This is a genomic window from Candidatus Manganitrophaceae bacterium (assembly GCA_016200325.1).
In the GTDB taxonomy this organism is placed as follows: domain Bacteria; phylum Nitrospirota; class Nitrospiria; order SBBL01; family Manganitrophaceae; genus Manganitrophus.
On sequence record JACQEZ010000009.1, the window covers coordinates 127,635 to 148,765 of the forward strand.

General features: G+C 54.2%; 16 protein-coding genes. 1 reads left to right on the plus strand and 15 read right to left on the minus strand.

What is annotated here, in order from left to right; translation table 11 throughout:
* Nucleotides 1-42 precede the first annotated feature (42 nt).
* Nucleotides 43-1,053, plus strand: coding sequence for a hypothetical protein (locus tag HY282_07520; protein MBI3803598.1), 1,011 nt, complete (start codon nt 43-45; stop codon nt 1,051-1,053).
* Between the two features lie 120 nt (nt 1,054-1,173).
* On the opposite strand, the gene HY282_07525 is transcribed toward HY282_07520, so the two are convergent.
* The 15 genes from HY282_07525 to HY282_07595 all read right to left on the minus strand — a co-directional run bounded on the left by HY282_07525 (nt 1,174) and on the right by HY282_07595 (nt 20,898).
* Nucleotides 1,174-4,239, minus strand: a complete 3,066-nt coding sequence (locus HY282_07525; GenBank protein ID MBI3803599.1) for an N-6 DNA methylase — start codon at nt 4,237-4,239, stop codon at nt 1,174-1,176.
* Nucleotides 4,236-5,960: an N-6 DNA methylase gene (locus HY282_07530; protein MBI3803600.1), complete on the minus strand. Its 1,725-nt coding sequence runs from the start codon at nt 5,958-5,960 to the stop codon at nt 4,236-4,238. The genes HY282_07525 and HY282_07530 overlap by 4 nt, the downstream gene beginning before the upstream one ends.
* A gap of 325 nt (nt 5,961-6,285) precedes the next feature.
* Complete coding sequence (locus tag HY282_07535) at nt 6,286-7,422, minus strand: hypothetical protein (protein MBI3803601.1); 1,137 nt, start codon at nt 7,420-7,422, stop codon at nt 6,286-6,288.
* 276 nt (nt 7,423-7,698) lie between these two features.
* Nucleotides 7,699-9,084 (minus strand): thiamine biosynthesis protein ThiF, encoded by a 1,386-nt coding sequence (locus HY282_07540; protein ID MBI3803602.1) that lies wholly within the window; start codon nt 9,082-9,084, stop codon nt 7,699-7,701.
* Nucleotides 9,085-9,095: 11 nt separating this feature from the next.
* A complete protein-coding gene (locus HY282_07545; protein ID MBI3803603.1) occupies nt 9,096-9,614 on the minus strand; it encodes a Mov34/MPN/PAD-1 family protein in 519 nt (172 codons plus the stop codon).
* Nucleotides 9,562-10,035 (minus strand): hypothetical protein, encoded by a 474-nt coding sequence (locus HY282_07550; GenBank protein ID MBI3803604.1) that lies wholly within the window; start codon nt 10,033-10,035, stop codon nt 9,562-9,564. The genes HY282_07545 and HY282_07550 overlap by 53 nt, the downstream gene beginning before the upstream one ends.
* A complete protein-coding gene (locus HY282_07555; protein ID MBI3803605.1) occupies nt 10,032-10,553 on the minus strand; it encodes a hypothetical protein in 522 nt (173 codons plus the stop codon). Before HY282_07555 ends, HY282_07550 begins: the two co-directional genes overlap by 4 nt.
* A 175-nt stretch (nt 10,554-10,728) precedes the next feature.
* Nucleotides 10,729-14,148 (minus strand): UvrD-helicase domain-containing protein, encoded by a 3,420-nt coding sequence (locus HY282_07560; protein MBI3803606.1) that lies wholly within the window; start codon nt 14,146-14,148, stop codon nt 10,729-10,731.
* 7 nt (nt 14,149-14,155) lie between these two features.
* Nucleotides 14,156-14,800 carry a hypothetical protein gene (locus HY282_07565; protein MBI3803607.1) on the minus strand — a complete coding sequence of 215 codons (645 nt, stop codon included), beginning with the start codon at nt 14,798-14,800 and terminating at the stop codon, nt 14,156-14,158.
* Nucleotides 14,797-15,573: a hypothetical protein gene (locus HY282_07570; protein ID MBI3803608.1), complete on the minus strand. Its 777-nt coding sequence runs from the start codon at nt 15,571-15,573 to the stop codon at nt 14,797-14,799. The genes HY282_07565 and HY282_07570 overlap by 4 nt, the downstream gene beginning before the upstream one ends.
* Nucleotides 15,574-16,668: 1,095 nt before the next feature.
* Complete coding sequence (locus HY282_07575; GenBank protein MBI3803609.1) at nt 16,669-17,451, minus strand: hypothetical protein; 783 nt, start codon at nt 17,449-17,451, stop codon at nt 16,669-16,671.
* 35 nt (nt 17,452-17,486) lie between these two features.
* On the minus strand, nt 17,487-18,044 hold the full coding sequence (locus tag HY282_07580; protein ID MBI3803610.1) for a DJ-1/PfpI family protein: 558 nt from the start codon (nt 18,042-18,044) through the stop codon (nt 17,487-17,489).
* Nucleotides 18,045-18,051: 7 nt separating this feature from the next.
* Nucleotides 18,052-18,498: a DUF1284 domain-containing protein gene (locus HY282_07585; GenBank protein MBI3803611.1), complete on the minus strand. Its 447-nt coding sequence runs from the start codon at nt 18,496-18,498 to the stop codon at nt 18,052-18,054.
* A gap of 69 nt (nt 18,499-18,567) precedes the next feature.
* Complete coding sequence (locus HY282_07590; GenBank protein ID MBI3803612.1) at nt 18,568-18,996, minus strand: hypothetical protein; 429 nt, start codon at nt 18,994-18,996, stop codon at nt 18,568-18,570.
* A 9-nt stretch (nt 18,997-19,005) separates the two neighbouring features.
* Nucleotides 19,006-20,898: an ATP-dependent metallopeptidase FtsH/Yme1/Tma family protein gene (locus HY282_07595; protein MBI3803613.1), complete on the minus strand. Its 1,893-nt coding sequence runs from the start codon at nt 20,896-20,898 to the stop codon at nt 19,006-19,008.
* Nucleotides 20,899-21,131: the final 233 nt, after the last annotated feature.

Genomic DNA, 21,131 nt, shown 5'->3' on the forward strand with positions numbered 1-21,131 from the left:
TGAAGATGCGCCAAGACTCAAAATTGGTAAATGAGAACCAAAATGCCAACTTTTTCAAATTTACAAATCCCTCCTCCCTCTAAATGGCAGGATTTTGAGGATCTCTGTCTTGACCTGTGGAAAAACATATGGAGAGATCCGAATATTCAAAAAAATGGAGGCGCTGGGCAAGCCCAACAGGGAGTTGATATTTTTGGAAGACTAGATCAGGGTGATCACTGGGCAGGCCTTCAATGTAAGGTTAAAGACAAGCTGAAAAATAAAACACTAACCGAAGTGGAATTACTGGGAGAAGTTGAAAAGGCAAAACGGTTTGAGCCTAAACTTAAATTTTACATAATTGCGACAACAGGACCGAAGGATACAAAGTTAGAGAAATTGGCCAGAAAAATAACAGATAATCATCATCGCGAAAATTTATTTTCCGTCCACATATTTAGTTGGGATGACATTTTGAAACAACTGGAAGACCTTCCTCAGGTTCTGAAAAGGCATTATCCTACGCTATCCCCTCCTTTAGACGGGTCTGAAGTCGAGGATTCCGCCGCCGAAAGCAAAAGCCAGTCAGCAGAAGAAGAGGCGCGGCTTGTTGAATTTCTACGTCTGCGCGACGAAGCGCAGGAATTAGAACGCGAAGGACAGTTTTTGCCAGCCGCTACAAGGTTTAAGGAAGCGCTTTCCAAGATAGAAGGCAATTGGGATACAAACACGGAATCCCACAAAGGTTTTGCGCGAATCAAATTTTGGAGGGATTCTCTTGAGGTCGCCTTAGAGAGTAACGATAAAAATTGGCTCGAAATTGCAGAAGCAATTTTCAGTGATGACGAAGCGTTTATTAAATATGCTACTAAGGTGCTATTCAATCCTGCAATTGCACGATACTCAGCTTTCCTCTACTGTGTGGTTATGTTCAGATATTCCAAAGATTCTGCCGAAAAAACGAGTTGGAAAGAGAAAGCTTCGAATTATTATACCGCTGCTATAAGCCCGTACACTCACGGCTCTAATGAAATAAAAGAAAGAGCCAAATTGATTTCCGGACACTATCTTTAAAATTTTTATCTTTGAACGCTAAAAAGAGGTTGAGCACCTGTGAGATTTATCCCAAAGCTAAAATTTATATATTGGGTGTCGCTACCGTCGTAAACGGCAAGAACCCGGAGGAGAATCCTTCTAGGTTGGCACGGGCACAGCCCGGACAACATCCATATCGGCAGCCGAGAGACCAAACAGGGTGGTGACGCGGGCCTCGATTTCCGCTCGTAGAGCGATGGCTTGACGCTCACAAAGACCCTTCTGATGCGGAGTGCGGGCTGCCCTGACAGCATCCAGAGCGCCGATCAATTGCGCCACCAGCGCCTCAACGTCGGCACGCTTCCTATCATCGGATATCGGCACCGGTAGGTTTTCGATGAACTGCTTGCCATGCGAGTAGTAACCGCCACGGAACGGACTGGTGTTGGCCCGCACGAACGCCTCACTCAAAGGGTGATTGAGTACGGCTAGCAGATAATGGTTGCTGACTGCCACGCCCGAGCATGGGCGGATCATATAGTAGGGGCCGTTGCCGCCACCCGTCACCATGATGTTGGTGTCGTCATAAGCGTAACGGGGTTCGATTGAGAGGATCGGAAGAATGATCTTCGGGCTGTTGAACTTGGTAAGACTCTGTGAACGGCCAAACTGGTAGAATTGACGTTCATTGGCCGGGCCGCCGGTTACATTGCGCTTTTCCAGCTCGCCGCGACGGGCTTCCAGATAGGCCAAACAACCAGGGAACCGGCGCGCCATCTCTTCAGGCTGAATCAGCCGCGCTTTGTTTCTGGCACGACCAGAACTCAACTCGTAGGGAAAGATCATCCAGGCATTCGGTTGGGGCCGAATATAGGCGAAGAGCTGAACGTCATACAAACAAGGGCGCAGGACGCCGCGTTCAATCGGCCAATCCCGATCATTCCAGTGTAGTATAACAGTAGTGGCATCCTCGCCAGCGGCGCGGAAGATGTAAATATCATCTGCACTGGTCTGCACGCCGACGAAAATTTCAGCGAGTTGCCCCAGCCGATCAGGAAAGGCGGATCGAACCCGGTCGAAAAGGAGACGGGTTTCTGCATCAGCGAATTGCCATGTCTCTTCACCCAAATTAGCAACCGAAATCTCCGTGGCAGCTCCAGGCTCACCGTAGCGCCAGGCCTCGAGCGGCCCGACCTTCTCCACGTGCACCACGTCCCGACCCTGTCGATTAAGCACCAGGATGCAGGTATAGTTGGCGATGTTCCGGCCGAAAACCTGCTTCACTCCGAAATGGACCACCTTCTCCAGAAACCGGCCATTAACTATAAGTCGCCGAAGCGTCCTGCCTGCCTGGGTGGTCATGAACTTGTGGGGAGTAATGACGCCAAGCCGGCCATTGGGCCGTAACAAAGTCAGCGCGCGCTCGATGAAGAGAGCATATTTATCGAAATTGTCTTGGCGGGCCGTCGAATATGGCGAAACCGGACTCTGGTAAAACGCGATCTCTTCCGGTGAATAGGCCGTCATATTCTGGATCCGGATATAGGGCGGGTTGCCGACAATCACGTCGAAACCGCCACGGCTCATCTCAGTAGGAAACCCGGCTGACCATGTAAAAGGGTTCACCTTATCAATCAATGCCGGCGTCATGGCGCCGAGTGAAATTGTCCACTCAGGTTGGCTAACTAGGCTGTTGCCGCACCGGATAATATTGTCCAGAACAGGCAGAGCAGGGGTATGTCGTCGGTTGACGTAATCCCGCAAGTCGGCAACTGTCTCATTTTCGATCAACTTCAAGAGAAGACTGAAGCGGGCAACTTCTACAGCGTTTGCGTCGATATCGACGCCGCGAATATGTGCCAGCAGAATGCGCCGCTCCTCCTCAAATGTAAGCCGCCACTGTCCTGCTATTGCCTCATAAATGGTTCGCCCGATGTAGTCGGCGCGATTGTTAGTCAGATACCAGCTTAGGTGATGGTCAAGGATGAATTCATAGGCCGACAGCAAGAAGACGCCGGATCCACAGCAAATGTCCGCCACTGTGAAGGTCGCCAACTCGGCCGGGCTTTTTCCAACCAGCGCCGGCACCAGCGTGCGCTCGACAATGGCATCCACAATGTAGCGTGGAGTTGGCACCACGCCCCCGCTCTCACGTACTTCCGGCTTGCGGACGATCTCGACAACATCACCGGTGACCGTGATCTCCTCGCCCAAAAACTGCTCGTAGATTTCGCCAAGTACTTCGGTCTCGACAACTGCAAAAGTGTACGGGCTCTGTGGATAATACAACTCGGCGATAATACCCTGAAGAACAGCATCGGAAATACGGATGGCAAGACGGGCATCGTCTAACAAGCGGAACAGGCCGGAATCATAGAATTCATCGGCTCGCCGCAATTCAGCCATCAGCGCGTCGAACGTATTAGCCGCCGGCAGATCCTTCAACGTCTCATAGCGCTCGATCTCCCGATCTTCGCAGATGCGCAGGAAGACTATGCGCGACAGGAAAAGCTGAACGGCATAGGTTAACTCGGCAGGGCTGAGACCGGGAGTGTTCGTGTGGATATCTGTGGCCAGGCGCGCACGCCAGGACCGGACTTGGCGCAAAAAGAAATCGTCGAACTGCTCGGCACCATGTCGGGTAGCATCGACGGCAAAACGTCTATCGAAGTCGCCTGAATAAACCGCGGAGCGCGATAGCAGGGGCCACAACTCATCAAAACGAGACTCGAATTCTTTGTAGCTGACTAACAGCAGCCGGGCGACGTTGGCCTCATCTATCACCGCTGGCGTCGGCACGCAGTCATAGATGGCAAGCTGGTGGAAGTTGGTGAGTATAGCGATGGGCAAGCTCGCCGAATAGCCGTATCTGCGAACCTGGAAGGCTGCTTCACGGTTACGGTCGATCCGCACACTCGGCTTCTTGGCCTCAACGAACAGCTTGCGCTGCCGGGCCAGCCGAAGTTCATAGTCCGGCTTTTTTGATAGTCGTTCCTCGGCGACCTCGACAGTCGCCTCCTCGATCACTTCGCGCAACGTCAACGGCTGGCCGGATGCGTTGTGAACGTCCCAGCCGAAGGCTTCCAATAACGGCGTGATGAAATCGGTACGGGCCTGGGTCTCGTTGTAAGTTGCGCTCAGGTAATCAGCTTCATTCCGTTGGAAGTTACTGACCAGCTCGGCCACCCAAATACGCGCGGCGAGTTTGACAGGATCTTCCGTCATCGGTTCGTGTCCGCAGGTACTGCGACACGGCCTCGCCGACGGCGAGCCATTCGCCGGTCACGCATCTTCGTCCATATATCCCTTAAAAGGATGCAGTCGTTCCCCGACAAGCCCATGTGGCCCATGAGGACAATGCGGGCGTTCTCTTCCAACACCTTATCCAACTGGCCGGCCCGAGTCAGCCGGTCACATTCGGTGAGCGGCAAGGCACCGTTGATCTCCGCAGGCATCATCAGTCGCTCGGCCTCGGTTGGCTCCAGCTCAAGCACACCACCACCATAACTACGGCCCTCAATCTCGGCGGAGGCGGCTGTCAGCCACGTATAAGTATTGGCGATGACACGTTCTGGCTTTTCTTTCTTGCAGGTAAGTCGGTGAATTGTATCGGTTGAAGTGGCACCAGCTTTGTTCAGCACCATCCGTGGAAAATCGTAAATCTGCCGGAAGGTGAATCCGTCCGGAATCCATACAGAGGGTACAGAATACCAGGGTACTCGAATCGAGCACTTATAGCCCTTATGAACTGAACTACTCTCACCATGGCGAATGTAGCGGGCGAGCGCCCCGGACACCCTTGTATCTTTGATATGCAGTAGGTAGACACGGTCGCCTGCAGCAGCGAGGGCTCTCCAGTCATCACTTCCGATCCGCGCACCCTTGAGCTGTACCGATCGTGATACCAACGGCGCGGTATACTTCTCCAACCCTAACTCGGAAACCTGTGCACCAGTGAGCACAAAGAATTCATTCTTGCCGGTCACTACACCAACGTCGACACTGGCATGCTTGGAAAGATTAGAGGTGATACCTGCGGCGCGCAGTGCTCGCATAAAAGTGATTTCGTGCTCGGTAAGAAAGTATTTCAGCCACTTCTCATTATCATGGCTGACCGTCTTCGGCTGAGCACCGGACAGCACGGCAGACGGCAAACGGTTTGTGATTTCAGCCAGAGTGTGAGTTTCTGTCAAAGTTACGCGGCAAGGATTGGCCTTCGATGCTGAAGGCAACGCACCATCTGCCAGCAGCAACACAACCTCTTGTTCTGCTTTCTCAAAAAACAGCTCATTACAAGCCACTATGTCGATACGGGCAAATCGGTCTGTCAGGAATGAGCGAAGTTGCGCGGCATAAGTCACTTGAAGCAGTTCTGCTGGAAGAACTAGGGCCAGCCGGCCACCTGGCTTTAGGCTGGAGACTGCGGCAACCACGAATGGCACCCAAATATTGGTAAGTCTATTCGGGGTAAGCCCCAGCTCATTCATGATCGCCATGGCCCGGCTGCGATGCGGTTCCGGAAAGGTCTGGTAGCGAATAAATGGGGGATTGCCGACGACAACATCAAAGGCAAGCTTATTGGTATCCTGCCACCATCCAAAGAAATCGGCAGTTATTACCACGTTTCGAGCACGCAGGCCTATCACCCCGTTCAATCGAGTGCGTGCGCAGTCAGCTTCATCAGAGACAATCTCAATTCCCGTTAGGTGTTTTGCAATCGTCGACTCGCGCGCGCCTAACGCGACAAAGCGTTTTGCAGCGGCTACCAGGAATGAACCGTCACCGCAACTCGGCTCTAAAACATAATCCATAGAAGAACGGATTGCCCAGGAACATAACCAGCTCGCCATTTCAGACGACGTGTAATAACCACCCCGCAACTTATCCGGGTCAAGATCGGAAAAACGACCGTTGTTCGCATTAGATTTAAGAACAGTCGCTTTCATTGAGATTAAATTCCTCCTTGTTGACTTTTGACAGCGCGCCAGCGGCAACCCCGGCCCAAGAGATTCTATAATAACAATTTAGAAACTCAGAACTCCTAATATTTGCACCACGTCACTAGGGAATGTACGAACCAAGGAGAGCTAGGCCTTCTTCTCAAGAAGTCATTGCCAGTAAAAGACTGTCGATCTTCCTTCCAGGGTCATACTATAAAAATTCGAGGAATTTGTAAAGAACCCCAACCTTATTTCTTATGATCGCTTATAGAATATTCCGTCATAATGGTCCGTTCCGCCCTCCTAACATCCGTCTGAGGTGGACCCGATTTCATGGATAGATGGTTAAGAGACCCCATTTTCCGTCTGTGTAGCGGATGAAGTTGGGGTTAGATGAGAGAAGTATCTCCAATTCCCTAATCGGATCGCGCGCTTCTATTGTTACTCCCATCAATTGGAGAATATCCCAGATATGATTCGTAGCCAAAGGTATTTTGACGGTGACACATAGCCGATACACATATTGGGCAAGTGTGAGTTTCGGATTTGGGGGGATTTCTCCCTGGAACTGATTCAGAGCGTGTTCCGCATCAGTCCTTGACTCTTTAGCAATTTTTATCATTTCGTTCACACCAGGTTCGACTATCTCCCAAGTGTCAGCCAAACCCGCGCCAAGATTCTTGATCTTTTTTGCGACTGCCGCGCGCGATTCCGGGTGAATCAGCACAGATCCGACTCCAACCACTAATAATAATTGTAGCCAGGGCGGCAGCTTGGAGACTCCGACTGCGATAACATAAAGTAATCCAATCACACTCGCCATCCCAACCCCGGTAATAAGAACGCCACCGAGGGTGATTGATAACTCTACATCCTTTCCACGTGAATAATTACGGAAACTAAGATGGATCTTGACCCAAGGAATTGTCGGAACTCCCGCAGTTGGTATGTCCAGATCGCTCGTTATCACCGCGTCAGCACCGATGTAATGTCTAAGCCGAAGAAATGGCGCGTCATTAGGATCCCGCAATATCTTTAGATCATCTGATAGCAAGGGGAGAAAGACCCCAACTCTGCAGATATGTAACTTATGCATGAATGGATCAAGAAGTTTGTTCAAGTGGTGTAATGTAAAACCATACCTGTCGGACAGTTCTTTGATCTTGGCCTTTAACTCAGGAATGGACTCTTCTGGAAAATACCCTACAATGGTACCTGCCTCAAGAAGCTCGAGAAAGCTGGTTTTGGCACCAGGTTCTCGCCGCTTTTTAGCAAGAAAATGGATCTCTTCAATAAGCCGGCTTGTATCAATCACTGCATGAACCTGCAACAAATCTCCAAATACACTTTTTAAGTCGGGAAGAAAAGTCAGGATTTGATTCGCGAGAGGCAGTCCGCCACGAGGGCGATTGACCGGGATATCCTTTTCTTTGTTGGAGAGTCCAGTTTTTGTTTTGTTTATCCGCACCGTTTTTTAGTTCCGTCTCCTTCGCATCCCCTTTCCAGTACTGGGAATTTTACATAAATGATCCGAAAATCGTTTCAGATTGATGGATCGATTGTAAAGCGGCGACCATTTGATAATAAGAACTCTCGGAGATCTCATTCAAAGAAGGCTATGACGATATATATTCGTTCTTAGGTCGACGAAATAGAATAAGACATCCTATTCGCAATTTCAATGATCATACCAACAAATCTGCTCCTCAATTGAAAGCGGTCAGCCACAGAGATTCCGACTGGATCAAAAAAATGAACTCCCAGTTGATGCCCGGACATAACCCGGGTTCAGATTGCCGAAATCGCTGATCTGACGAACAATGGTCCGATGATCGGGACTTTGCAAGTCGAGATCAATCAGTTGATTGAGGGGACCGCCGTGCAGGAGACGGAGAACCTCCGAGATCGCAAGACATGCGGCTACGGCTCCAACAAAAGGGGCACCGACTGCCTTGCCCGAAAGCAACGTGACTCCGCATCGATCCAGGTCGCCGTCATTCAACATCTTTCTATAGGCGGCGCGGTCCGCCAGATCTTCTTTTTCAAACGCGAACTTCCAAATTTCCGCCGCACTTCGACTCCCCGGCAGGGTGTGCACACGAATGGACTGAAAATCGCGATGTCCTCGCCCAAGACCAGCCTCGACCACGAACGGAAATCCTACTTGATCAAGTGCGCGCCGCCCAAGGGAATTGTCAAGACCGCAGAGCGCGATCGCCGGCTCATTATCGTTCCGGGTAAATGATGCATCAAACAACCGCTCGATAATTGCGGTCTTAAATCCCCGCCGCTCCGCCCATTCCGCCATAGCACGCGTCTTTTTTACATCAATCATGCTCGAGGTAGACAAGATTGAAGTGCTTTCGGTGGAAGGAGTAATGACGTCGACGTCTTGCAATACCAACGAGACACCTGTGGGTTCCGGATAGGGTAGGAGACCAAGAGCCCACAAATATGCCTGCCCAAGATGGCCGAGTCCGATGAGCCACAGACTTGAAGGCAGATATTGCAACCGCGGCGCTTCTTCGTTGCCTTCGAGCCAATGAGTTCGGCTGGGCTGCCAGAGGGAAAGGCCTACGGACCTGCGCCCTGCAACTGGAGTCCGACCCTGCACATGGAAGAACGCTTCACTGACCGCCAGCGCCGAGGCGAGCATAGGAGCGAGAGACATCGTCCCTTCTTCGCTGAAAGGAAATTCGGAATGCGCTGGGATAACGCCACCCCGCCATCCTGCGAATACAGCACGCACACGGAAGGACTCCCCTCGCACACGCGGGGTACCTCCGATAAACACACACGGGAGGTCAGTTATTTCGCTTTGGCCGTATTGCGCACCGAGAGCCAAAGCGGCCTCTTGCAAGGTATGGCCGAGTGGTAGCGGAACTCGAAGCGGCACATCGAGATTACCAACGACCGTAACGCCGCCCAGGAAGACGCGGCGTGCCAGTGCGATGCCGGTCAGTAATGCTGCCTGATGATTGGGATGACAGGCCTCTGCTGCTTCGATGGAGAAACACAAACGGTAGCCTCGAAAGAGCGCCTCGGCCTCCTCGACGTTGGCGGCAATCCCGCTGTCGATCGCTTGCTTGACGAGGCGATGCAGGGTCTCCGCTATTGTGAATGCCTTCATAATCGTACACCTCATAATCCAATGTGGAAGAATTTTCGGCGGCGCTCAATGGGTACGACTTCCCATTGACCTCCACCACTATAACGATATATACCCAGCGCCAGCTGCGTTACCGGAGCCGCGGCGAAATTCGGCGCAACCAGCGCTATATGGCCGGCGCGGGCGATGATCGGATGTGCACGATCTGAATCACTCTGGCTAGCAGAGCTTGGGTGCGTATGAATGTCACCGACGACGGTCAGATTGCGGGCTTTGCACAGATCCCACAGCTTGCCGAAATGGCGGCCGTCGAGGTGCACAATTCCGGTATCAAGGGCATGAGGATCCAGATCGTCATAGAGCAGAAAGTCGACGATGGTCCGCCGGCCAGAAGGGTTCTGGTTTCCGAGCAGGAACGCACCACTTTCGCGAATTCCTCGGCCGCGCTCCCGAAGCTCTTTCAGAAGCCTCTGCCAAATCCAGAATGGGCAGGACAGCTCATGTCGCGGCGCGAGCAGGAGGCGTGTAATCGCTGCAATTGAGAAGTTCATGAACGATCTCCAAGTATTGAACAAGGCCGGATGAGGGACGCCAGATTTTTGAGGGCATCTGAGTGGTCCAGGCTTCGTGTCCGACGATGGTTTCCCGGTCGCATGGCAAATACAGCGCGATTCCACCCTTCCAGCCGGGGTTGAATACCGCGCCGAGTCGGCCGCCGCTGCTGCGCGGCCAGAGGTCCTGTGCCAGCACAGCATTGCGCCCAACGTCCCATGGACCTGCGGTCGGCGGTGTCACCGGAAAGCCTGCACAGTTAAACCGCAGCAGATATTCACGGCTGTCCTTTGCCGTAATCGCGATGAAAACATACGGCCACTCGACTTTGAGAAGCCTCCAGCGTTTTTCAGCTGCGCCCAGGCGGAACGTGGCCTTGGCCACGTCCGCCCGCAGGGCGTTTTCGTCAGGCGCCATCAACAGAATCCGCTATTGGAGTTGGGTGGCGCGCCATTGACCCGCTCGTCGGGCACTAGGTCGAATCGGACTTGGCAATCCGGACAGGACGCGAGTGTGCCGACATGGATACCCGGAGCCGGGCGTTCTTGCGTACCGCCGATCTGCAACCGATGCTCACCCGCTTCCACCTCGGTCATACCAAACTTTGTGACCGCAGCCCAAACCTTTATACGCGCCACGGTCGCCCCAGGAGGGAATCGGTGGTGCACGGTGTCGCCCCCAAATGTGACCGCGACCTCAATATGACGACAACGATGCAGGTGCATTTTGGCGCCGGCCGGACCGGATAACTCCTTTATTATGATGTGGTCCTCAAGGGGGTTCTCGTTGTCCTCGAGAAAAATCAAGGTTCCAGCTTCGCAGCCATGTTTCTCGAAAAGGATTTTCTTGATCATCGCAACGGTATGATCCGGTTTAACTTCAATATGTTCCATCTCTTTGATGCCATAACCCTGGTAAAAGATGTCCAATGTCTCCATGTTTTTGGTCTCCTAAGGAGCGGCGCTCTGGCATTATGCTCGAGGCGTCCCATACCACGTTAATCGTAACGGCACGGCCAACCCGGAAAGGCTCTTTCCAAATCCGAGTCAATGACGTTCGTCCTTGCTCTATTAATCGTGACAGTGTAGTAAACCGGAAAGGCAGATTGGAAAATTAAGTGAGGGAGATGGGACCGCCTCCCACTGCGGCGCACACGAAGAAGTGAGGACAGCGCGGACACGTAATGGCGTCGGGTTTCGGGAGGAAATGGCCTCCAGCGATGCTGGCCACCATTGCTTCGCTCCTATCCCTTCGGTTTTTAATTTTCTGGGGAGTAACAGATACTGGCTCAAAGATCTCGTCTGTCAAATGCAACGCTTCGACGGAATAAGAAGCTCCATACCGAGCGCGTCCGGCTAAGTGATAAAGCGTATATTCGAGTTCGTCATACTCTTCTTTACGTCTATAACCAGTGCGAACTCGGCGCAGGACGACGGTACCGTCTGGCAATTCTCTCGTCTCGTCGGGTTGGACGATGACCCGTCCTCCGGCAAAGTCGATGGCAAGCGGCTCGGCGCGACGAAAATGGTGACCTGCGCCAGAACGGACCAGCGCGTCAACCAGCCGGTTGGCGAGCCGGCGGTAATCCACAGCAAAGGCATGATCGACCGGTCCCTTAGCTCGCCACAGTCGTTCAAACTCTAGTGAGGCTTCGGCGTGACTTCCGCTGCCTTCACTTCGCGCTCCGGCGAGCCAACGTATCAGCTCGTAAAGACAATCATGCGTCTGGCCGAACGCGGTTTTCTTTCGCGCGCTGCCCAATCCGAGAACATGCGTGTAGAAAAACCGCCTCGGACACTTTTCATAACTGCGCAAGAGCGAGTCGGTGACCTTCCAATTCTTCCCCCAAGTCACGGGGATCGGCTTGGGCCGTGACGCATCGGGAGGCAAGGGCAGTTTGGGCGGTTGCAGAATTCTCGTAACAAGAGATTCCGAAAACCAGTCCAGGAATGGCGACGGGTTTCGATTGTTTCCGTTTGATTGTTTGCGAGCACAATAAAGGTGGAGATGGTTCCGCGCCCGCGATAGTGCGACAAAAAACAGGCACTCTTCTTCCATCGTCTGAGCCCTAGACGCCGCTTCCGACCCATCGAGATTTTCCATCCCTTCAATCAGGCCCGCAGGCAGTGGGCAGCCCTGTCTTCTATTTGAAGAAGGGAAGCTCGCCACGGTCAGCCCGGGTACATGCACCGCCTCGAATTCGAGGCCCTTGCTGCCGTGGACAGTCATTAGGCGAACCGCATCCATATGTAGCGCGCCTGCCGGGATTTGGCGCAGGTCACGTTCCTCAGCGAGTAGCACAAGTTGACGCACCCGATCCAGGGTGCGTTGGAACGGCGCGCCGGCTCCAATTGGGCTGCGATCCCGCACAAAATTCAGGAATTGCCAAATAGCCACCGTGCGCATGCGGTCGGAGACACCGTCCAATACAACAAGGCGCGCAAGTAGATCAGTACGGTCGAGCAGGTAGGTCGCAAGAAACTCCCAAGGGGAAGCCGCAGCCGGAATTCCTGCAAGATCAGCGGCAAGCAGGGAAAATCCCTGCTTGCCCTCCGGAGAGAGCGCTGAATCATTTGCAATTTCATGGATCTTGCCCACAGCGGTACCGGGAAGTTCGCGCAAGAGCCTGATAGCAGTTTGGATGTCCTGCAGCGGCAAATCATAGCGCGGCATGGCGCCGACGCGGGCAAGCCCGTCACCGAATGGGTCAATTGCTAACGTGAGCAAGGTGAGCAGGTCGCGGACTTCGTCCCGTTCGAACAGACTGCCGAGGTGAAGGACCGGAATTCCGCACAGTTCCAGCGCCATGGCGATGTCATTTAGGCGTGAATTTGTTCTGCAGAGCACCGCCTGATCACGAAGGCGAACACCCCTGGTTTCCAACTCGCGAATACTGGCGGCAATGCCCGCCGCTTCGTCGTCCAGGGTATCAGTAATTCGGAGTTGAGGATGAATTCCGGAGAAACCGGCCTCCGTATCGAGCTCAAGCGAAAGCATACCTTCTGAAGCTCCTATATGGAGCGCAACCGCCTCAAAGGCATCGATGATTTCCTTGCTAGAGCGGTAATTCACGGTAAGACGGTCAACGACAGCGTCCGGATATTCTTCCGTGAAACGAGTCATATTGATCGAGGAGGCGCCGCGGAAACGGTAAATCGATTGGCGGGCATCCCCGACGACCCAGAGGCGTCGTCCATCGCCCGAGATAGCGCGCAAAAGGCGGGAGCTCGCACGGTTCACATCTTGGTATTCATCGACGAGCACGTGGCGGTGGCGGAGGCGGATCGAGGTGCGCACAGCTTCGTCACGTTCCAAGAGGAGAGTCGGAAGCATAATCAAGTCGCCGAAATCCACCGCCTGGTGAGAACGCAACGTGTCCTGATAGATTTTATAGACATGCGCAACTTCGAGGGCTTTTGCAGCTTGCTCTTGGCTGTCCGGGTCGGTCGCACGATCCAGCATCGCTTGAGCCAGCACGTAGTAACGATCAGCGCCTGCCATCTCATCCTTGGCGCGCGAGATAGCGCCAACGATGTCGCGCAACTCGAACGCCGGGTCCCAAAGGTTGCGATAATGAACGAGAGGCAGCGTAGGGAGCACTTCCTCCAAGACTTCGATCGCGTCACTTCGGTCAAACAGAGGGGGGTCCTGTGGTAAATCGAGCTTATCATGATAGCGGCGGATTAGATCAAGGCCGAAAGCGTGAAAGGTCCCGATCCAGAGCTTTGGCGCCTCGTTCGGTACAACAGCAGTCAATCGTTCTGACAATTCTCCAGCGGCGCGGTTCGAAAAGGTCAGCACAAGAATGGAATTCGGATCGACCCCATCGCGAAGGAGGGAGAGCACGCGCTTTACAAGAGTACGGGTCTTGCCCGTACCAGGTCCGGCCTGGAGTTGGAAAGCGGAGCCGCGATGCTCCGAGGCGCGATCCTGCGAAGGATCGGGTCGCGCTTGCTTTTCCGGAACTCGCCTCGCTTCCTGCGGTGCGGGAGGAAGCAACAACGCATCCAAGAGTTGTTGGCGCACAATGTCTTTCGGCAGTTTTAACGCTTGAGCGATGGCGGAAGCGTTTTCACCGGCCAGATACCGGTGACGCGCCACGTCTCGGGGCAGGAGGAGTTCGCGCGCAAAAACATTGGCCTGCAGCTCGCGGCGTTCGCGGACACCGTAATCTTCGACACGCTGCAGTCCAACCGGGGCAGCCTCTGTCGAGCGTGATGGGTCGATGTCCTCAATCCTGCACTTGCCGGAACCAGCATGAACGCAAACATGCCCAAGTTCATGCGCGACCAGGCAAGCCCGCACCCCAGGGTCACCTTCATCAACGCAACAGATGAGACCAGCCTGCTCATCAAATAGCGCACGCGCTCCTTTCAACGCTGGATCACCGGCAGGAAGCCATGCCAACTCGATCTCAAGATGCCTTACCGCTATATGCACTAATTCCATAAGTTGGTTAGAATCAGCACCTTTAGTAAGCAGCTCGGCGTGCAATTGTAAGGCAGCAACGCGCACTGGCTCAAACGCATCCATAGAATCCTCACAGGCATAGTAAATAGCTCTGCTGCTCTTTCGTAAATCCTGAGCTTCGTACGGCTTCCTCGAATGTTTGTTTAATAGCGGTCACGGGCTTTTGTTCAGCTCTGTAGTGTGCGGGCGCAGCGAGGCTCGCTTGACCCGAGAAGTGCGCAACAACAGTATCGAGCGATACCTTCAACTCATCCGCGACCCGTCTTTTGAATCCCTCCGTCATCGTTTCGACGTCTATTAGTCGGTCGCGAAGTTTTAAGACAAAAACCGTGTTTGCGTGCAAACGCTGGCCTAATGCGCGCATTCCGGCCCTGTCCAAAGATGAAAATGGATTTAATGGTTCCCTGTTCGTAACTGTCTTTTCTGAGCCACGTTGTTCCGCTTTGACAGCATACAGCCGATTATGAAAGCGACTCATCGCCTTTAAAACCATAATCCCTTCCTCTGGTGTCGCCGAAGAAATTTCATCGGTCTCATCGTGGACGAGCGCATCGAGCGCAAGCTCGATCGCCATCTCAGTCAACTCCGCAGCATAATCAGGATAACGGCGGACCAGTTCGTCGAGCACCGCTGCATCGGGCACAGGTTGCGCTAGTGACAGCTCATAAAATGCATCGGAAAGAACTCTATTGTCTCTGTTACTTTTGGTATTCATTGAGCCTCCTTCAGGCGAGAAACCTTAGCAATCGCCCGTACCAAGCGATTTCGAATGGTACGACCTGTGACGCCACATATCGTCGCGGCAGTCCTTTCATTTGGATCCTCGGATTCTTCCTTGAAGCCAAGATAATAGCAGAGAATCAGCGCCCTGCGCTCGTCCGGTGGTAATGCCATAATCGCAGCATAGACCTGCTTCCGGAAAATTACCTGCTCGGGATCAGTCGTGGCAAGGTAAAGGTCTGAAAGGCACCTCAAGACCTCTTCGTCGATTGGATCATCAGGAAATTCTGGGTCAGGTAATGCTTTTTCTCTATTCAAACGATCAATTTCTAGCCGAACCCGTGTAATTCGGAAGGTTTGAAATGCTAAGTTGAATCGCACTTCAAAGAAGTCGAGCTCATTCAGGCCATGCGGCGAATTATCGGCAGCAAAGAGTTCTGAAAAATCGCTAATTATTTCCTGGCATAATTGGGGCGCAGTAGCAATTTTCCAATCTACTTTGGAACGCAGAGTGATCGCACACCGCTCGAGAAGTAGAGGTAATAGTTTGTCATACATCTCCTCGTGACCGCGGCGGAGTGCCTCGCGAATTAGGTGGACTAGGCACTCCGAGGAAAGAAAATCACTAGCTTTCCAATCACGAATTTCGGCACGGCGGACTAACAGGTTGAGGTCTTGATTAAGAACCGCATGGATCTCCGTCTCGATTTCTGGTGGTCGAACATAGAGCGTTCCATCGCGTTTAGTCTTAACAAGAGGTCGAATCATTTTTCCCCCTTTAGTGCGGCATCAAGCATTTCCCGGTCGCTAAATGCCGCCGGGGCTACTCCTCTAATCGATGTTGGCGGCCCAACCCGGAAAGAGAAAATTAAAAAAAATTGGCGCGGGGCCACCTTGTGGTTAAATATCCCCAGAACAAGAGGAAATTCCAAATCGGAGGCAAGCTCACTATCTTTCGTGTTGGCTAGAAACCACATGCAGTTGTTGCGGCTAAGAAGGACGCGTGGGTAGCCGCCACGGAAAGCTTATGGAAACGCTCGAACTTAAGCGCGTACTGTCGAATGAAAAGGGGATCTAGGCGGGGGCATTCCCAATCGGCCACGAACCAGGAGAGGACCTTTTTGCAACTCTCGATGGTTGATTTCGCTAACGCCCCCTCCTTTTCCAGTATCCAAATGTGAGACGGAGGTGCAGAGATCGACTTCTTTAAGGGGCCACTCCGGAGGGATTCCACCTCCAGATCGTGCCCCTCAGCTGCGACCTTTGATTCGATTGAGCCGTTTGTGTCCTGTTTCATCGGTTGGGACCCAGGATTTGAGCTCGAATTCTTGCCCTAAAATACGCTTCCGGGGCCCTTAGGGTCAATACTTCTTATTGCCGGTAATGGATCTTACCGGCAATAATCAGGATTTTAATACCTTTTTAGTATTATCAGAATTCCGACTTGAAGTCTTCAGACCAAAAATCGGACTCCACGCTTCCACTTCAAATGAGTGGGGATATCCAGAAGGGATTAATTGGGTATCAAGACACTGATGCCTTTATCACTGGGGATATTAATATGAAACTTTCTCTTTTGGACTGTAACCATTTTGTAACCATCTCAACCAATCTTGACCCAACTCTACCCAACTGGGGCCAACTTGAGGAAACGCCACAACTCTTTATAAAATCTAAACTTTATTCGTTTTACAAGTATTTATGATGATCGTTGGAAGAGCTTTATTTCGGTTTAGGAAACCGCTGCTCTATCCACCTGAGCTACGGGGGCATTTGAAGAGGAAGGGGGTCGCGCCGGGATAACGGACTAGAGGATTTGTAGGCGCGACCGTCGGCAGATTGTGCCACAGTTCAATCGATGAATCAAGGGCGCGGATCGGGATGGGGATCGGAAATCGTTTCGGCATTTTCGGTCGGCTGCCGCTTCGCCCGCCGCATCAGCAGATACACCATTCCCAGAATCAGATTCAATCCGGCCAGGACGACCAGCGGCCAATCAAAGGGGGAGCTCCGGGCCGCCATCAGCGCGATGAGGAGCAGCGCCGATGCGCTTCCGATAAAAAGGCGGAAGTTGACGCGAGGATAGATGAGGGTCAACAATCCCAAGAGGAAGGTCGAGGTCGGGGTGAGCAAGACGCCGAACGGCGAGCTCCAGAGCCCCGAGAATCCGAGGAAGATGAATCGCCCCGGCTCCGCCGTCTGCTGAAACGGATAGACGAATCCCCAAAGGATCACCGGGACCACCGCATAGCTCCACCAGCGGATTTTGCGGAAGTCATAGTCGTTCTGCGGGGCGCGCGCCTCAGAGAACCAGAGGAAGCTGAGAAACATCGTCAGGATAAACTGAACGCCGGAGAGGGCGAAGCTCGGGCCGGGGAGCCAGAGCGGAATGCCGTTATCGATGGTCCGGGCGAAGGCCGCGGGGCCCAACTTGCTGAGCTGCACCCAGAGATAACCCGACGGGAAAAAAAGGAACATTATATAGTGGAGGGTGACGAACAGCTCGAAGCGGGTGCGGAATTCATTTCCGAAGAGAACCAGGCGATTGACCAGAACCAGATAGGCGAGGTGAAAAATCAGGATGACCGGCTGCATCATCTCCAGATACTCACTCAGGACCTTCGCCACATAGGCCTCTACGAACATCCGATCCTCTTTCGATGCGCGCCGTCGACGCAGTTTTATTCTGATGAAATCGCTGCCATCACCCCTTGATTGACCTCTTTCACCTTCTCCTCCCCGACCAAAATCCGAATCAGGGCAAAGGCAAATTCCATCGCGGTGCCGGGAGCGCGGCTCGTCACCCACCTTCCATCGACCACCACCCGCGCCTCGGAGTAGTCGACCCCCTCCATTTTCGTCCGAACGGACGGATGGCTCGTCGCCCTCTTCCCGGTGAGGTATCCGGCGGAGGCGAGGAGCGACGGGGCGGCACAGATCGCCGAGATATATTTCCGATCGCCCTGCGCCTCCTCCAAAATCCGCTTCACCCGCGCATCGGCGGCCAGGTTGTTCGTCCCCGGCTGGCCGCCGGGGAGGATCACCATGTCATAATCGCTCCCGGAGACCTTCTCAATCGAGAGATCGGCGAGGAGCCTCACCTTGCGCGCCCCTTCGATCGGGCCCTCGACCGTTCCGGCGACCGTCACCTCGATGCCGGCCCGCCGCAGAAGGTCGACGACGGTGACCGCCTCGATCTCCTCGAATCCGGGCGCCAAGAGAACCACTGCTTTTTTCATCCTCTCCTCAGTTGTGCGGAACGACGTTTAAAGCGTTGATCCCCTCGCGGCAATAGCCGAGCGGCAGCCAGGGACAGGCGCCGCAGATCGCGTCGAGATCTTCCCCGCTCACCTGCCGGGAGATCCGAAGGAGAATCTCGCGCCAAGGGAGAACCTCCCCTTCCGCGATCCGCAATCGCGCCATCACCGCCCGATCTTGGCGCTGCATCGCCCCCTCAAACCCCTCCCCTTTCAGACGGCAGCCGTCGGAGGCGAGATTCGGACAGGCACGGCAGAAGAGATCGGCTCTTGCGACCACCTGCACCGGCGTTTCGGGAAAGGCGGCGAGCTCCCGGTGTGCACCCGCCATCACCTCAATAAAGGCGGCGTTGTATCCCTCCCCGCGGAAACCTTGGAGACAGAGCAGCGTGTGACCCCGAATGATGATTGGAACAGCAACATTTCCCACAGGCATGAGCGAATTTTAGTCTCGACGGGATGGTTTGTCAAAAAGAGCGGCAAAGAGCGGCGTAGATCGGCCCGCTCAATAATATAAAAAGTCTGCATAGAGATATTGAATGACCGAGATGCGTCGCTTGTGATCGTTCAGATGCGACTGCAGAAGGGCGCGGAGCGGCCCCTCTTCTCTCTCATCTATCTCCTTCAGTCCGTCGCGGTAGCGGTAGTAGAGCCACTCCTCGGTCTGAAAAAAGAGATCGAGCAGCGCATGGCTCCCGGCTTTCTTCGGAATCTCCCGCGGAGAAGGCAGGGTCCGATCCGGCGCCATCCCCCTCCGCTGCAGCGCCCCTTCGAGCGCCTCGATCTCCTTCCAGCTCTCTCCGACCCCGGGCTGCAGCTTCTCCCGCAGGAGGAGGGGACGGAGCAGCGGGAGATAATCGACATAGGCTTGATGGAGCGCCCGCGCTCCCGCGAGGAGCTCCCGGAGGAGCGCTTCCATCCGATGCGGATCCATTCTCTCCCCTTATTCTCCGACGGCCCGCCGCGGCTCCTCCGGAAAGTGGAGATCGACTTCGTGCCGCGGCTCCCCCTTCCGGGGGCGGCTGTCTCCATGGACGATTTTTCGAAGGGTCTCCCCTTCGACGACCTCTTTTTCCAGAAGAAGTTTGGCCAGCACTTTCAGCGTCTCCCGGTGTTTCTGAAGCAAGGAGCGGACGCGGACGTGGGTCTTGTCGATGATCTCCTTCACCTCTTCATCGATCGCCTTCGCCAGGTCCTCGCTGTAGTCCTTCGCGCCGGGGGGAACGCCGTCGCCCGGCATCCGTCCACCCGACCGTTCAAAGGAGACGAGCCCCAGCTTCTCGCTCATCCCGAACTCCCGGACCATGCTCCGGGCGATATCGGTGGCCCGCGTCAGATCGTTCTGCGCGCCGGTCGAGATCTCGCCGAAGATAATCTCTTCGGCGACCCGCCCTCCCAATAAGACCGCGAGGCGGTCTTGCAGCTCGCTTTTGGTCATCAGATAGCGGTCCTCCGTCGGGAGCTGAAGCGTATAGCCGAGGGCGGCAATCCCCCGCGGGATGATCGAGATCCGGTGGACCGGATCGGCGTTCGGGACCAGCTCGGCGACCAGCGCATGTCCCGACTCATGGTAGGAGACGAACTCTTTTTCCTTCTTGCTCATCACCCGCTTTTTCTTTTCGAGCCCGGTCGTCACCCGGTTGATCGCCTCTTCGAAATCTTCCATCTCCACCTGGTCTTTGTTTTTTCTCGCGGCGAGCAACGCCGCCTCATTGACGACGTTCGCGAGATCGGCCCCGACGAACCCCGGCGTGCGGGCCGCAAGCAGCTTAATATCGACCTTCGGATCGAGCTTCACACTCTTGGTATGAAGGTGGAGGATCTCCTCCCGCTCGCGGACGTCGGGACGATCGACGAGGACTTGGCGGTCGAAACGGCCGGGCCGCAACAGGGCGGGATCCAGAATTTCCGGACGGTTGGTCGCCGCCATGATGATCACCCCCTTTCGGGGATCGAATCCATCCATCTCGACGAGAAGCTGATTGAGGGTTTGATCTTGCTCCGCATGCCCGCCGCCGAGCATGCCCAGCCCGCGCGCCCGGCCGAGCGCGTCGAGCTCGTCGATAAAAATGATGCAGGGGGCCTTCTCCTGCGCCTGCGCAAAGAGGTCGCGCACCCGCGCCGCGCCGACCCCGACGAACATCTCGACGAACTCCGATCCGCTCATCGAGAAGAAGGGGACCCGCGCCTCGCCCGCCACCGCGCGCGCCAACAGCGTCTTGCCGGTGCCGGGCGGTCCGACGAGCAAGACCCCCTTCGGAATCCGTCCGCCGAGCCGCTGGAACTTCTTCGGCTGGCGCAAAAACTCGACGATCTCCATCAGCTCCTCTTTCGGCTCGTCGGCGCCCGCCACGTCATTGAAGCTCACCTGAACCTCTTTTTCGGCGAAGACCTTCGCACGGGCGCGGCCGAAGGCCATGAAGCCCTGTCCGCCGCCGCCCGACATTCTCCGGGCAAAAAGACTCCAGATAAAAAAGATCACCATCGCAGGCAAGACCCAGAAGAGGACCAGATCTTTCAGCCAATGATTCTGTATCTCGCCGGTATAGCGGATATTCTTTGCTTGCAGCTCGGAGATCAGATTCGGATCGTCGACGCGGACGGTGCTGAACGGCTCTTCTTTCCCGGCCTCCGGCCCGGTCGATTCGGTTTTGGTCCCCTGAATCGTCTCTCGGGAGATCACCACCTCCTTCACCTTTCCCTCACGGAGAAGCCGCTTAAAATCGCTATAGGAGGTTTGATGGTTCTGAGGGGAGAAAAAAAAGAAGGGAAGGACGGTAATCATAAAGAGGATCATGAAGAGAATCCAGCCAGGGAATTCCTTTTTCTGAGCCATGAAGCGGCCTCCGTAATAATAGAAAGCGGTGCGGGAAGGAGCCTGTTTTTTGGATAGCTCATTATAACATAGATGATTTAAGCAATTCATGTGGCTGCGGATCGGCTCATGACACAGCCGGATTGTTCCTTTTTTTCCCAAATCGCGCCTCCTTGACCTCAACGGCAGAACGGTTCTATCTCAATAGGAAATGTAACAGCTCTTTCTGGGAAAAATATATACACCCTCTCAAC